Raw genomic sequence first — 14,595 nt, forward strand, 5'->3', positions numbered from 1 at the left:
GCCCGTGGGACCGGCGGCGCCCGAGGAGCCGGCCGCGCCTGCGGCGCCCGTTGCGCCCGTCGAGCCGGTCGCCCCCGAAGCCCCCGTCGCGCCAGCGGCACCTGCGACGCCCGGCGTGCCAGCGCCCGCACCCGCACCTTGCTCGGCCACGGCCTTGTTCAACTCATTGACATTGCTTTCCAACTGGTTGACACGTCCCTGCACGTCGGCCATGGCGCGTTCATTGGAGACGCGCTGATCGGCCTGGGCCTCGGCCTGTGCCGCGGTGCCGCCCTGCGCCTGTCCGGATGACAGGCGCACGCGATCCTGCGGCTGCGAGGCCGTGGCCGCGCCGGTGTCGCCAGGCCGCGCCACCGTGCCCGAGGCCGCGTCCTGGCCCTTGACCACCGCGGGATTGGCGCCGGTCGCCGCGCCCAGGCGGGCGCGGTAACGGGCGAATGCCTCGGCGTGTTCATTGAAAATGCGGCGCGCCTCGGCCGGATCGACCGCGCGCACCGTGGCCGCGTCGGGGATCGCCAGCTTCTGCCCCGCCCGCACCAGGTTCATGTTGTTCTGGATGAAGGCGTCGGGATTGGCGCGCCACAGCGCCACCAGCATCTGGTAGACCGAGGCGTTGGGCACGGCATTACGCTGGGCGATGGCGAACAGCGTATCGCCCGACTTGACGTTGACCGAGCCGGACGTGCCGCCGGCCCGCCCCGGGGCGCCCACGGCAGCCGGCGTGACATCGGCGCCTGCGCCGCGCAGCGGCACCAGGATGCTGACCTGGACCTGTCGCTGGCCGGAACTGGAACTGATATCCAGCAGCAGATCGACCGCGCCGCCGGCCGGCGCCTGGGTCGACCGCACCCGCAGGTTCTTGCGGGTCGGGTCCATGCCGTCTTCGACCCGCACCACCAGGCTGGCCAGCGGCGCGGGCGGTTTCAGGCCCGCGCGCTGCCACGCCGCCTCGTCCGCCACGGACACCCGCAGCGAGGACACTTCGTCCGGCGTCAATTCCTGCAGGCCAACCAGCGCCTGCAGGGGCGCACCCGGCGCCGACACCACCCGCGAATGCCCAACCCGCATCGCCAAGGCCGGGCTGCAAGCGCTCGCGCCTAGCGCCAGCGCGATCGCCCACTGGAGGGCCTTCAAACGGCGGGCATGCTTCACTTGGCGCGAACGCTGGGTCATAAGCTGGAATTCCGTTCTTGTCGGTCGAATGATCGGGCGGAGGCTGTTCGTGGGGATCGCGTGAGAACAAGCCTCAATTGACCCGAAAAGTGTAATGGATCGAGCGCGTTTCACAAACCTGAAAGGCGCATCGGCGTTGGCTGGCGGGCACATTGCCAGCCATGTCCGATGACCACGGCGCCCCGCGCAAATGACAAAGGCACCCGAAGGTGCCTTTGCGGTTACGACCTTGTCGCGAGCGCGCGGCCTGCGCCGCCCGCCGGGCCTCAGGCTTCGGCCAGCGCGATGCGCAGCATGCGGCGCAGCGGTTCGGCCGCGCCCCACAGCAGTTGGTCACCGACGGTGAAGGCGCTGAGGTATTGCGGACCCATCGACATCTTGCGCAGGCGGCCCACCGGAATGTCCAGCGTGCCCGTGACCGCGACCGGGGTCAGTTCACGGATGGTCTCTTCCTTGGTGTTGGGGATCACCTTGGCCCATTGCGTGCCCTGCGCGATCAGCGCTTCGATCTCGTCCAGCGGCAGGTCGCGCTTGAGCTTGATGGTCAGCGCCTGGCTGTGGCAGCGCATCGCGCCGATGCGCACGCACAGGCCGTCGATCGGGGTGGCGGCGGTGCCGAAGGCGGCGCCACGGCCGAGGATCTTGTTGGTCTCGACCTCGCCCTTCCACTCTTCCTTGGACATGCCGTTGCCCAGGTCCTTGTCGATCCAGGGGATCAGGCTGCCGCCCAGCGGCACGCCGAAGTGCTCGTGGGGCAGCGCCGCGTCCTTCTGCTTGGCCAGGATGCCGCGGTCGATTTCCAGGATGGCCGAGGCCGGATCGTCCAGCAGCGGCTTGACGGCGTGGTTCAGCTCGCCGAACTGGGTCAGCAGCTCGCGCATGTGCTGCGCGCCGCCGCCGGATGCGGCCTGGTAGGTCATGGTGGTCATCCACTCGACCAGGTCGTTGTTGAACAGGCCGGCCAGGCCCATCAACATGCAGCTGACCGTGCAATTGCCGCCGATGAAGTTGCGCACGCCGCGCTTGAGCGCCGCGTCGATCACGGGACGGTTGACCGGGTCCAGCACGATGATGGCGTCATCGGCCATGCGCAGTGTGCTGGCGGCGTCGATCCAGATGCCGTTCCAGCCCGCGCCGCGCAGCTTCGGGTAGACCTCGGAGGTGTAGTCGCCGCCTTGCGCCGTCACGATGATCGGCAGTTTTTTCAGAGCGTCAATGTTGTAGGCGTCTTGCAGCGGACCCGCGCCAGTCGCCCAAGTGGGGGCGGCGCCGCCAGCGTTGCTGGTGGAGAAAAACACCGGTTCGATCAGTGCGAAGTCGTTCTCGTCGCGCATGCGTTGCATGAGCACCGAGCCGACCATACCGCGCCAGCCGACAAGGCCTACTGCTTGATTCATTTCAATCGCTCTTTAAAGGTGGGGACAAGGTGTGGTGAAAAAACGTGCAAGAACCCAACAATTTATCAGAATGCACGCAGGGATGTTGCGGCGCAGCTTGAAAAAACGGGGCCGCAATCAAAGCCACCCCGCTTTCGCGGCGCCGCGGCAACATCGGCATGAAAAAGGGCCGCCCCGCGGGCGGCCCCAGGACTCGGGACCGCGCCGCAAGGGCGCGTCCCTTGCAGGCATCAGGCCAGGGCTTTGAGGACGGCGTCGCCCATGCCCGAGGTGCTGACCTTGGTGGTGCCGGGTTCGAAGATGTCGGCGGTGCGCAGGCCATCGGCCAGCACGCGGCGCACGGCGGCTTCGATGCGGTCGGCCTGGGGCGCCAGGTTCAGCGAGTAGCGCAGCAGCATCGCGGCCGACAGGATGGTCGCCAGCGGATTGGCGATGCCCTGGCCGGCAATGTCGGGCGCCGAACCGTGGCTGGGCTCGTACAGGCCCTGGCCGCCGGCGTTCAGCGAGGCCGACGGCAGCATGCCGATGGAGCCGGTCAGCATGGCGGCCTCGTCCGACAGGATGTCGCCGAACAGGTTGCCGGTGACGATCACGTCGAACTGGCGCGGATTGCGCACCAGCTGCATGGCGGCGTTGTCGACGTACATGTGCGACAGCTCGACGTCCGGATACTCGCGCGCCACTTCGATGACGATGTCGCGCCAGAACTGCGAGGTCTCGAGCACGTTGGCCTTGTCGACGCTGCACAGCTTCTTGTTGCGCTTCCTGGCGGATTCGAAGCCGATGCGGGCGATGCGGCGCACTTCCGATTCAGCGTAGCGCATCGTGTCGTAGCCCTCGCGTTCGCCGCTGAAGGCGCCGTCCGGCGACGAGCGCACGCCGCGCGGCGTGCCGAAATAGATGTCGCCGGTCAGTTCGCGGATGATCAGGATGTCCAGGCCGGACACGATCTCGGGCTTGAGCGACGAGGCGCTGGCCAGCTCGGGATAGAGAATCGCCGGACGCAGGTTGGCGAACAGACCGAGCGCCTTGCGCAGGCCCAGGATGGCCTGCTCGGGGCGGAATTCGCGCGGCAGGCTGTCGTACTTCCAGTCGCCGACGGCGCCGAACAGCACGGCGTGCGATTCCTTGGCCAGCTTCAGCGTGGCCGGCGGCAGCGGATGCTCGAACTCGTCGAACGCGGCGCCGCCAACGGCGGCCTGCTTGATGTCGAACGGCACGTCCAGCGCCTTCAGGACGCGCACGGCCTGTTCGATGATTTCGGGGCCGATGCCGTCACCCGGCAAGACTGCGATGTTATGAGTCATGGAAAAAACGGTCCTGTGGTCGATGGGATGAGTCGGGTCAGGCGATCGGACGGCTTTCCAGCCAGGGATGGCGGGCCAGGCGCTCGGCTTCGAAGGCGCGGATCTTGTCCGAATGGCGCAGGGTCAGGCCGATGTCGTCAAAACCGTTCAGCAGGCAGTACTTGCGGAACGGCTCGATGTCGAACTTCATGGCGCGGCCGTCGGCGGCCACCACCACCTGGCGATCCAGGTCGATGTTGAGCTTGTAGCCCGGGAAGGCCTTCACTTCGTCGAACAGGCGCGCCACTTCGAGCTCGGACAGCACGATCGGCAGCAGACCATTCTTGAAGCTGTTGTTGAAGAAGATGTCGGCGTACGACGGCGCGATGATGGCGCGAAAGCCGAACTGCGTCAGCGCCCAGGGCGCGTGCTCGCGGCTCGAACCGCAGCCGAAGTTCTTGCGCGCCAGCAGCACCGAGGCGCCCTGGTAACGCTGCTGGTTCAGCACGAAATCGGGGTTGAGCGGACGCTTGCTGTTGTCCATGCCCGGCTCGCCGTGATCCAGGTAGCGCAGTTCGTCGAACAGATTGGGGCCGAAGCCGGTGCGCTTGATGGACTTGAGGAACTGCTTGGGGATGATGAGGTCCGTGTCGACGTTTTCGCGGTCGAGCGGAGCCACCAGGCCTTCGTGAGTGGTGAATGCTTGCATGATGTCGGTACTCGGTGGGCGCTTAACGGAACGTGCGGACGTCGACGAAATGACCGGCCACGGCGGCGGCGGCGGCCATCGCCGGGCTGACCAGGTGGGTGCGGCCACCCTGGCCCTGGCGGCCTTCGAAGTTGCGGTTCGAGGTCGAGGCGCAGCGCTCGCCCGGCTCGAGCCGGTCGGCGTTCATGGCCAGGCACATCGAGCAGCCCGGCTCGCGCCATTCGAAGCCCGCCTCGATGAAGATCTTGTCCAGGCCTTCGCGCTCGGCCTGCTGCTTGACCAGCCCGGAACCCGGCACCACCATGGCCTGGCGCACGTTGGATGCGACGCGCTTGCCGCGCGCCACGACGGCGGCGGCGCGCAGGTCCTCGATGCGCGAGTTGGTGCAGGAACCGATGAAGACGCGGTCCACGCGGATGTCGGTCAACGGCGTGTTGGGCTTGAGGCCCATGTATTCCAGCGCGCGCTCCATGCCGCTGCGGCGCACGTCGTCTTTTTCGCGGTCGGGATCCGGCACGCGCGAATCGACCGGCAGCACCATTTCGGGCGAGGTGCCCCAGGTGACCTGCGGCTTGATGTCGCGGGCGTTGACGTCGACCACGGTGTCGAACTTGGCGCCTGCGTCGGTGTGCAGCGTGCGCCAGTAGGCCACGGCGTGATCCCACAGCACGCCGGACGGCGCGAACGGACGGCCGCGGAAGTATTCGATGGTCTTGTCGTCGACGGCGACCATGCCGGAGCGGGCGCCGGCTTCGATGGCCATGTTGCAGACCGTCATGCGGCCTTCCACCGACAGCGCGCGGATGGTGCTGCCGGCGAACTCGATGGCGTGGCCGGTGCCGCCGGCGGTGCCGATGATGCCGATGATGTGCAGGACGACGTCCTTGGCCGTACAGCCGAACGGCAGTTCGCCTTCGACCTTGATCAGCATGCTCTTGGCTTTCTTCATGAGCAGCGTCTGCGTGGCCAGCACGTGTTCGACTTCCGACGTGCCGATGCCGAACGCCAGCGCGCCCAGCGCCCCGTGCGTGCTGGTGTGCGAGTCGCCACAGACCACGGTCATGCCCGGCAGGGTGGCGCCCTGCTCCGGCCCGATGACGTGGACGATGCCCTGGCGCAGGTCGTTCATGCGGAATTCGGTGATGCCGTACTTGTCGCAGTTGGCGTCGAGCGTGTCGACCTGCAGGCGCGAGATCGGATCGTCGATGCCCTGGGCGCGATTCATCGTGGGCACGTTGTGGTCGGCCACCGCCAGGTTGGCGCCGTTGCGCCACGGCTTGCGCCCGGCCATGGCCAGGCCCTCGAACGCCTGCGGGCTGGTCACTTCGTGCAGCAGGTGGCGGTCAATATAGAGCAGACAGGTGCCGTCTGATTCCTGGTGGACGATATGGGCGTCCCAGAGTTTGTCGTAAAGGGTTTGGGCCATGGATGCGCTCTGCAAATAGACAATCCGGCTGGTGCCTCGCGCGGGATGTGCTGTTGCTTCCCACGCCGGCCGCTGCGGCATGGAGGGCATTATGCCCAGCCTCTGAACCTAGTACAACCACACCAAATATACTAGTACCAACACTACCATGGTGAGGCTTATCCAGGTCGCCGGTCACGCCGAGAATGATCGTTGCGGGGTCAATATCCAGATAATCAAAAAGCAACGGTCGAAAAAACTATTTAGATACAAAAGACGCAACCGGATATAATCACTTTTCAATGTGGCAAAGCAGAAACCGCAACAATACGACATAAAACGTATTAATGGTTTTTGATTAATCCGTCCATATTGAATTCCGCGTAAATCGCATGATTTCTCATCGATTTTTGCGAAATAAATCCCGACGGGCCGGCAAATTCTGTCAAGTCTTAACAAACCTTGACTCGCCAAGTCTGACATTTGCACACAATATGCCGGCACTAATCCCACACTTGACTCGCGAATAATCCCTATGTCTTCGTTCCTGCTCAAGACCACGGTTTCCGCCCTGGCGTTGGCATTCGTTCCTGTCTTGTATGCGCAGCCGGCCGCGACCGATGCGCCGCCCGCCCCTGGCGCGACCACCCTGAACCAGATTGTCGAGCAGACCCTGCTCAGCAATCCCGAGATCCAGGCCAAGTACCACGACTTCCAGGCTTCGCTGGAAGGCCAGGCCGTGGCCCGCGGCGCCTTCTTCCCGCAGGTCAATGCGCTGGGCTACGCCGGCCGCGAATACCGCAACAACGTGCCCGGCGTCGGCTCGCAGAACTGGAACCGTCCGGGCTACAACTTCGAGCTGCGCCAGCTGATTTTCGACGGTTTCCGCACCAGCAACGACGTCAAGCAGGCCGGGTTCGACAAGCTGGCGCGCTTCTATGACGTGCTGGCCACCAGCGACAGCACCGCCCTGGCCGCCGTGCAGGCCTACATCGACCTGCAGCGCTATCGCGACATGGAACTGCTGGCCCGCCAGAATTACTCCCTGCACGAGGAAACCCTCAAGCAGATCGGCCAGCGCACGGAATCCGGGGTCGGCCGACGCGTTGACCTGGAACAGGCCGGCGGCCGCCTGGCGCTGGCGCAAACCAACCTGATGACCGAAACCACCAACCTGCTGGACGTGCAGCAGCGCTTCCAGCGCGTCACTGGCGCCCTGCCGCCCGAGTCGATGCAGCCGGTGCCGGACATCTCCGACAAGTTGCCGACCAAGCCCGGCAACTTCAACGAGTCGCTGCGCCGCAATCCCAGCTTCCTGTCCAAGCAGGCGGCCCTGCAGGCGGCGGAAGCGGGCGTGGCCTCGTCCAAGGGCGCGTTTTCACCCAAGTTCGAGTTCGTCGCCGCCACCGGCCGCGACCAGAACGACCCCACGCCTGAAAACCGCAACATCCGCAGCTCCAGCGTCCAGGTGGTCATGAACTACAACCTGTACCGCGGCGGCGCCGATGCGGCGCGGGTGCGCCAGACGGCGGCCCAGTCGTATGCCGCGCGCGACGTGCGCGACTACACCTGCCGCAATGTGCAGCAGGATCTGGCCGTGGCCTGGAACAACATCACCAGCCTGCAGGAAAAGCTGCCCTTCCTGCGCGACCACGAAATGGCCACGGCCAAGGTGCGCGACGCCTACCGCCAGCAGTTCCAGATCGGCCAGCGCACCCTGCTCGACCTGCTCAACACCGAGAACGAGCTGTTCGAATCGCGCCGCGCCCTGACCAACGCCGTCTATGACCTGAGGCTGGCGCAGTATCGCTGGCTGGCGCTTTCGCATAAGCTGCTGCCGGCGCTGACGCTGCAGCCCGCGCGCAACGAGATGCCCGAGGAAAACGGCAAGCTGGTGGTGTCCGACGACGTCATCCGCCTGTGCAATTCCACGGTGCCCGACTCGGCCCGGCTGACGCCAGTGCGTGTGCAATACAACGAAGGCACCCTGCCGCCCACGCTGGTGCCGCTGAACGCGCCCGCCGCCCAGGCCCGTCCCTGACGAGGCGCGCGCAAGGAGGCCATATGGCTACTGAGGACAACGACTTTTCACGGTTGGATGCGGACTTCGTCCGCGTGTTGGAAGACTTGATCGACGCCTTGATCGCCAATGGCACCTTGCGCATGACGGACCTGCCAATACAGGCCCAGCAAAAACTCACCCAGCGCAAGCAACAGCGCGCGCGACTCTCGGAGCATCTGGACCTGCTGGATGACGATGATGGACAAGTTATCTGACGCGCCCGCGCGGGAATGGCGCGCCGACGCGCGCGCCGCGCACGATGACCCGTTGCTGGACTGCCTGGTCGAGATCACCCGATTGCATGGCGTGACGGCGACCGCCCAGGCGCTGTCGGCCGGCCTGCCGCTGGAAGCACACCGGCTGACGCCAGCGCTGCTGCCCCGGGCGGCGGCGCGCGCGCAGCTGTCGGCGCGGGTGGTCAAGCGCCCGCTGGACGGACTGCCGTCCGACCTGTTGCCGGCGATCCTGCTGCTCAATGGCGAGCGGGCCTGCCTGTTGCTCAGGAAGGATGGCGACAAGTACGTGATCAGCCATCCCGAGCTGGGCGGCAGCGCGGTCGAGATGAGCGCGGCCGAACTGGACGCGCAATACACCGGCCTGGTCTGTTTCGTGCGGCCACAGTTCCGCTTCGACGCGCGCGCCCCGGAAGTGGCCAAGGTGCGCGAGCGCCACTGGTTCTGGGCCGCCATCATGGAAAACCGGCGCCTGTACCGCGATGCCCTCATCGCCGCCCTGCTGATCAACATCTTCGCCATGGCGATGCCGTTGTTCACCATGAACGTGTACGACCGCGTGGTGCCCAACAACGCCGTCGAGACGCTCTGGGTGCTGGCGCTGGGCATCACTCTGGTGGTGATCTTCAACATGATCCTGAGCACGGCGCGCTCGCACGTGGTCGACAGCGCCAGCAAGCGCGTCGACGTGCGGCTGTCCGCGCAGATCATGGAGCGGGTGCTGGACCTGCGGATGGAGGGCCGTCCGGTGTCGGTCGGCTCGTTCGCCGCCAACCTGCGCTCGTTCGAATCGATCCGCGACTTCATCGCCTCGGCCACCATCACCACCCTGGTGGACTTGCCCTTCATTCTGCTGTTCCTGGCCGCGCTGGCCTGGATCTCGCCCTGGATGGTGCTGCCCCCGGTGGTGGCGATCGTGCTGATCCTGGTGGTGTCGCTGGCCGCGCAGGCGCGCATGGAAGCGCTGACGATGGCGTCGTTCCAGGCTTCGTCGCAGCGCAATGCCACCCTGGTCGAGGCCCTGACCGGGCTGGAAGCGGTCAAGACCCTCAACGCCCAGGGCGCGATCCAGCGCAACTGGGAGCGTTCCACCGAGTTCATCGCGCAGACCGGCGGCAAGCTCAAGCTGATCTCGTCGTCCACCGTCGGCTTCGTGCAGGCGGTGCAGCAGCTGGTGTCGATCTCGGTGGTGATCATCGGCGTGTACCTGGCGCAGGACTCGGCCCTGTCGATGGGCGGCATCATCGCCGCCTCGATGATCGCCGGCCGCTGCCTGGCGCCGCTGGGCCAGGTGGCCGGCCTGCTGATGCAATACCAGAACGCCCGCACCTCGCTGGGTTCGATCGACAACTACATGAAGCTGCCGATCGAGCGCCCGGCCGAGGCCGAGTTCCTGCACCGCCCGGTGTTCCATGGCGGCCTGGAATTCCGCGACGTCAGCTTCACTTACCCGGGCAGCACCCAGCCGGTGCTCAAAAAGGTGTCCTTCAAGCTCAAGCCGGGCGAAAAGGTCGGCATCATCGGCCGCATCGGCTCGGGCAAGACCACGCTGGAAAAGCTGGCCCTGGCGCTGTTCCAGCCGACCGAGGGCGCGGTGCTGCTGGATGGCGTGGACGTGCGCCAGATCGACCCGGCCGACGTGCGCCGCGCAATCGGCCACGTGCCGCAGGATCCGCTGCTGTTCTACGGCAGCCTCAAGCACAACCTGGCCATGGGCGCGCCCTACGCCGACGACGCCAGCATCCTGGCGGCCGCCAACATGGCCGGCGTGACCGAGTTCGCCAATCTGCACCCGAACGGCTTCGACATGCTCGTCGGCGAGCGCGGCGAGTCGCTGTCGGGCGGCCAGCGCCAGTCGGTGGCCGTGGCGCGCGCGCTGATCAACGATCCGCCCATCCTGCTGCTGGACGAGCCCAGCAGCAACATGGATCACCAGAGCGAGGCCCAGCTGCGCCGCCGCCTGGGCGAAGCCAGCGCCAACAAGACCATCCTGCTGGTGACGCACCGCACCGCCCTGCTGGAACTGGTCGATCGCCTGATCGTCATCGATAACGGCCATATCGTGGCCGATGGCCCCAAGGAACAGGTCGTCGAAGCCCTGCGCCAGGGGCGCGTCGGACGCGGAAGCTGAGAGCCGCATGGACAATACCACCGCCATCCAGAAATCCGCCGTATCGCGGCCCGGCCTGCTCACCCGTCTGTGGCTGCGGGTGCGCGGCGTCTTCATCCACTTCTTCGACCGCCTGCTCGACGGCGCCGAAAAAGGCAAGCCGCAGGCGCGCACCGACTATGTCGGCAACGCCGAATGGGTGATCCACGAGTCGCAGGCGCGCGGCGCCCGCGTGCTGCTGTGGACCAGCCTGCTGGCCGTCTTCCTGCTGCTGCTGTGGGCCGCCTTCGGCTATATCGACGAAGTCGTGCGCGGCGAGGGCAAGGTCGTGCCGTCGCGCCAGGTGCAGATCATCCAGAGCCTGGACGGCGGCATCGTCGAGGAAATCCTGGTCAAGCCCGGCCAGGAGGTCGAGGCCGGCCAGGTCCTGCTGAAGATCGATTCCACCCGCTTCGCCTCATCGCTGGGCGAAAACAATGCCGAATACCTGTCGCTGCTGGCCAAGTCCGCGCGCCTGAAGGCGCTGGCCACCGGCGAACCGTTCGTGGCGCCCGAGGAAGTGCTGACCCAGGCGCCGGGGTTGGTCGAGATGGAACGCAACGCCTGGCAGGCGCGCACCACGGAACTGAACGCCACCGTCAACGTCGCCCGCGAACAACTCAAGCAACGCCAGGAAGAACTGCGCGAGACCATCGCCAAGCGCGACCAGGCCTCGGCCAGCTGCGGCCTGACCTCGCGCGAACTGCAGGTGACCCGGCCGCTGCTCAAGAGCGGCGCGGTGTCCGAGGTGGACCTGTTGCGCCTGCAGCGCGACGTGGCCCGCTACTGCGGCGAACAGAAAGGCGCCGAGGCCCAGATCGACCGGATCCAGGCATCGATCAAGGAAGCCCAGAGCAAGCTCGAGGAATCCGAGCTGAACATCCGCAACCAGGCCCGCAACGAACTGTCCGAAACCAACACCAAGCTGGCCACGCTGCGCGAGGGCAAGCTGGCCCTGGCCGACCGGGTCAAGCTGGCGGAAGTGCGCGCCCCGGTGCGCGGCACGGTCAAGACGCTGTTCAACAATACCGTGGGCGGCGTGGTGCAGCCGGGCAAGGACATCATCGAGATCGTGCCCAAGGACGACACCCTGCTGCTGGAAGTGCGCATCCTGCCGCGCGACATCGGTTTCCTGCACGCCGACCAGAAGGCCGAGGTCAAGTTCACCGCCTACGACTTCGCCATCTACGGCGGGCTGGAAGGCAAGGTCGAACAGATCGGCGCCGACACGGTGACCGACGAGAAAGGCAATTCCTATTACGTGGTGCGGGTCCGCACGGACCGCAGCACGGTGGGCGACAAGAACCTGCCCATCATTCCCGGGATGGTGGCCGAAGTCCACATCCTGACCGGCAAGCGCACCGTGTTGCAGTACCTGCTCAAGCCGGTGCTGCGCGCGAAGGCCAACGCCTTTACCGAGCGTTAGAGGAGAGCGAGAAGGCGTTATGAAATCCGTTCCCGTCCTGTTGATTACGCACGACGACCTGTTGTGGCAGCACTGGCGCGCGCTGGATCCGGCGCGCTGGCTCGCCGCCCGCGGGCGCGGTCTGGCCGACCTGCAGCGCTGGCGCGAGCAGGGCCGCGCCCTGGCGGTGCTGGATACCGACCTGCCGCGTCTGCCGTCCTGGCAGGATCCCGCCTGGCATGCCCAGTTCTCCGGACTGCAGGTGGTGGTGGCCAGCCCCAGCCCCAACGACGAACAAGGCACTCAGGCCCTGGGCGCCGGAGCGTTGGGTTATTGCCACAGTTACGCCCCGGCCACCGCCCTGGCGCAGGCCCTGGAAGTGGTAGCCTCCGGCGGCATCTGGATGGGGCGCTCGCTGGTCACGCGCCTGCTCCGGCTGGTGACGGAGCGGGCCCAGGATTCCCGCTCCTGGGACAACGGCCTGCTGACCGAACGCGAGATCACCGTGGCCCGCTATGCCGCCAGCGGCCAATCCAATGCCCAGATCGCCGACGCGCTCGGCATCACCGAGCGCACCGTCAAGGCGCATCTGTCGGCCGTCTTCGACAAACTCGAAGTGACCGACCGGCTGCAGCTGGCGCTGCGGGTGCACGGCATTTCGGCGCCGGCCGACGCCCGCGGCAAAATCCTTTCCTGAACCTGTCCTTGAGTACAATACCGCCGCGCCGCGGCTCCCTCTAGTATCTGGCCATCTTGGATAACTCCCTGAAACGGAACCAACATGGCCAACTCCTCCCCCGCCGTCGTCACTGAAATCACCGGTCGCGCCTGGATACGCAACAGCGATGGCTCGCTGACCGAACTGCATCAGGGCAGCAACGTGCCCGCCGGCAGCGACGTCGTCACGGCCTCGGGCGCCAGCGTGGCGCTGCAGGTGGAGAATGGCATGCCGATCGTGATCGGCGAAGGCCGCGAGGTGGCCGTCACCGGCGACATGGCCGGCCCGCTGGCCGATCCGACCGAAGCCGCGGTGGCGCCGCCCAAGGGCACCGATTCCGACCGTCTGCTGGCGGCCCTGCAGGCCGGCCAGGATCCGTTCGAAGTGCTGGATCCGACCGCCGCGACGCTGACGGGCGGCGGCGGTGACGACGGCGGCGGCAGCTTCGTGCGCCTGGCCCGCATCCTGGAAACCACCAGCCCGCTGGACCTGGCCTATCCCAACCCGGGCCGTGGCGCCGACGCGATCGACCGCGCTTCCAGCGGCGCGGGCGGCGACGGTGGCGCCGCGGGCGACAACAATAACGCGCCCCTGGCCATCAACGACACCGCCCGCACCGACGAAAAGAGCGTCGTGCGCGGCAACCTGCTGGTCAACGACAGCGATCCCGACGGCGATCCGCTGACCCTGGTCTCGATCAGCGGCCGCCCGATGAGCCCGGGCGGCGTCAGCGTCACCGGTTCCAACGGCGGCACCTTCACCGTGCTGCCGGACGGCAGCTACACCTTCGTTCCCGGCAACAGCTTCCAGCATCTGCCCGAAGGCCAGACGGCTACCACCACGATCACCTACGTCGTCACCGACCCGAGCGGCGCCACCTCCACCGCCACCGTGGAAGTGACCGTGGTCGGCGTCAATGACCCGGCCCAGATCACCGCCGCCCAGCCGGGCGACGATGCCGGCACCGTGGTCGAGGACGAAAAGTCCACCGCCAACGGCAAGCTCAACGTGGTCGACGCCGACGACGGTCAATCCTTCTTCGTGGCCGTGGCCGACCGCCCGGGCGTGTACGGCACCTTCTCGATCGACGCCAACGGCAACTGGGTCTACAACCTGAACCAGACCGACGCGCGCGTACAGTCGCTGGCCGTGGGCGAGAAGCTGACCGAGACCTTCACCGTCACCACCGCCGATGGCACCACTGGCACGGTCACCATCACCATCAACGGCACCAACGACGCCCCGACCATCAGCGGCGAAGCCGCCGGCGCCGTCAAGGAAGACGGCACGCAGGAAGTGACGGGCCAACTGACCAAGGCCGACGTCGACACCAGCGACACGCACACCTGGTCCGCCAACGACGGCGGCAAGGGCCAGTACGGTACCCTCACGGTCGACCAGAACGGCAAGTGGACCTACGTGCTGGACAACGGCAGCGACAAGGTGCAGGCCCTGGCCGAAGGCCAGCAGGTGACCGACACCATCACGGTTACCGTCGACGACGGCCACGGCGGCAAGGCCACCCAGGTCATCACGGTCACCGTCACCGGCACCAACGACGCGCCGACCATCAGCGGCACCACCATCGGCGAAATCCGCGAGGACGACACCAGCGACACCGTGTCCGGCCAGTTGACCCAGCACGACGTCGACACCAACGACACGCACACCTGGACCGTCAACGACGGCGGCAAGGGCCAGTACGGCTCGTTCACGGTGGATGGCACCGGCAAGTGGACCTACACGCTGGACAATGGCAGCGACAAGGTCCAGGCCCTCAAGGACGGCGAGACGGTCACCGACACCATCACCGTCACGGTTGACGACGGCCACGGCGGCACCGCCACCGAAACCATCACGGTCACCATCACCGGCACCAACGACGCCGCCGTCATCACCCCGAGCAAGCCGGGCGACGACGCCGGCACCGTCGAGGAAGATGGCAATCTGACCACCGGCGGCAAGCTGGACGTGACCGACAAGGACGCGGGCGAAGCCACCTTCAACCCGCAGACCGACGCCAAGGGCGAGCACGGCAAGTTCTCCATCGACGCCAAC

Annotated in this window: 11 protein-coding genes; 6 read left to right on the forward strand and 5 right to left on the reverse strand. The window is 66.6% G+C overall.

Annotated features, from left to right (window positions below; all coding sequences use genetic code 11):
* The 5 genes from HV742_RS32495 to leuC form a co-directional block, all read right to left on the reverse strand.
* Positions 1-1,173, reverse strand: a 1,173-nt coding sequence (locus tag HV742_RS32495) for a type IV pilus assembly protein FimV (RefSeq protein WP_175147243.1), incomplete at its 3' end; no start/stop codon positions are given.
* A gap of 266 nt (positions 1,174-1,439) precedes the next feature.
* A complete protein-coding gene (gene asd / locus HV742_RS31495) occupies positions 1,440-2,570 on the reverse strand; it encodes an aspartate-semialdehyde dehydrogenase (RefSeq protein WP_049075090.1) in 1,131 nt (376 codons plus the stop codon).
* Positions 2,571-2,800: 230 nt separating this feature from the next.
* Positions 2,801-3,877, reverse strand: a complete 1,077-nt coding sequence (leuB, locus tag HV742_RS31500) for a 3-isopropylmalate dehydrogenase (RefSeq protein WP_049075092.1) — start codon at positions 3,875-3,877, stop codon at positions 2,801-2,803.
* A gap of 37 nt (positions 3,878-3,914) precedes the next feature.
* Positions 3,915-4,565: a 3-isopropylmalate dehydratase small subunit gene (gene leuD, locus HV742_RS31505; RefSeq protein WP_054417925.1), complete on the reverse strand. Its 651-nt coding sequence runs from the start codon at positions 4,563-4,565 to the stop codon at positions 3,915-3,917.
* A 22-nt stretch (positions 4,566-4,587) separates the two neighbouring features.
* A complete protein-coding gene (gene leuC / locus HV742_RS31510) occupies positions 4,588-5,991 on the reverse strand; it encodes a 3-isopropylmalate dehydratase large subunit (protein ID WP_054417923.1) in 1,404 nt (467 codons plus the stop codon).
* A 514-nt stretch (positions 5,992-6,505) separates the two neighbouring features.
* Between leuC and HV742_RS31515 the strand changes: the two genes are divergently transcribed.
* The 6 genes from HV742_RS31515 to HV742_RS31540 form a co-directional block, all read left to right on the forward strand.
* A complete protein-coding gene (locus HV742_RS31515; RefSeq protein WP_175147244.1) occupies positions 6,506-8,011 on the forward strand; it encodes a TolC family outer membrane protein in 1,506 nt (501 codons plus the stop codon).
* 23 nt (positions 8,012-8,034) lie between these two features.
* Positions 8,035-8,247, forward strand: a complete 213-nt coding sequence (locus HV742_RS31520; RefSeq protein ID WP_006387947.1) for a hypothetical protein — start codon at positions 8,035-8,037, stop codon at positions 8,245-8,247.
* Positions 8,231-10,396, forward strand: a complete 2,166-nt coding sequence (locus tag HV742_RS31525) for a type I secretion system permease/ATPase (RefSeq protein WP_175147245.1) — start codon at positions 8,231-8,233, stop codon at positions 10,394-10,396. The genes HV742_RS31520 and HV742_RS31525 overlap by 17 nt, the downstream gene beginning before the upstream one ends.
* A 7-nt stretch (positions 10,397-10,403) precedes the next feature.
* Entirely contained in the window at positions 10,404-11,840 is a 1,437-nt protein-coding gene (locus HV742_RS31530) for an HlyD family type I secretion periplasmic adaptor subunit (protein WP_059269758.1), read from the forward strand.
* A gap of 19 nt (positions 11,841-11,859) precedes the next feature.
* A complete protein-coding gene (locus tag HV742_RS31535; RefSeq protein WP_049075102.1) occupies positions 11,860-12,516 on the forward strand; it encodes a response regulator transcription factor in 657 nt (218 codons plus the stop codon).
* An 84-nt stretch (positions 12,517-12,600) separates the two neighbouring features.
* On the forward strand, positions 12,601-14,595 hold a 1,995-nt coding region (locus tag HV742_RS31540), incomplete at its 3' end, for a retention module-containing protein (RefSeq protein ID WP_175147246.1).

It is taken from the genome of Achromobacter ruhlandii (assembly GCF_902859695.1).
Lineage (GTDB): Bacteria > Pseudomonadota > Gammaproteobacteria > Burkholderiales > Burkholderiaceae_B > Achromobacter > Achromobacter ruhlandii.

What these genes read in the sequence shown, in the direction of transcription:
- asd (WP_049075090.1), bottom strand. Translation starts at nt 2,570, where the DNA reads ATGAATCAAGCAGTAGGCCTTGTCGGCTGGCGCGGTATGGTCGGCTCG.
- HV742_RS31520 (WP_006387947.1), top strand. Translation starts at nt 8,035, where the DNA reads ATGGCTACTGAGGACAACGACTTTTCACGGTTGGATGCGGACTTCGTC.
- leuB (WP_049075092.1), bottom strand. Translation starts at nt 3,877, where the DNA reads ATGACTCATAACATCGCAGTCTTGCCGGGTGACGGCATCGGCCCCGAA.
- HV742_RS31515 (WP_175147244.1), top strand. Translation starts at nt 6,506, where the DNA reads ATGTCTTCGTTCCTGCTCAAGACCACGGTTTCCGCCCTGGCGTTGGCA.
- leuC (WP_054417923.1), bottom strand. Translation starts at nt 5,991, where the DNA reads ATGGCCCAAACCCTTTACGACAAACTCTGGGACGCCCATATCGTCCAC.
- HV742_RS31530 (WP_059269758.1), top strand. Translation starts at nt 10,404, where the DNA reads ATGGACAATACCACCGCCATCCAGAAATCCGCCGTATCGCGGCCCGGC.
- HV742_RS31525 (WP_175147245.1), top strand. Translation starts at nt 8,231, where the DNA reads ATGGACAAGTTATCTGACGCGCCCGCGCGGGAATGGCGCGCCGACGCG.
- HV742_RS31535 (WP_049075102.1), top strand. Translation starts at nt 11,860, where the DNA reads ATGAAATCCGTTCCCGTCCTGTTGATTACGCACGACGACCTGTTGTGG.
- leuD (WP_054417925.1), bottom strand. Translation starts at nt 4,565, where the DNA reads ATGCAAGCATTCACCACTCACGAAGGCCTGGTGGCTCCGCTCGACCGC.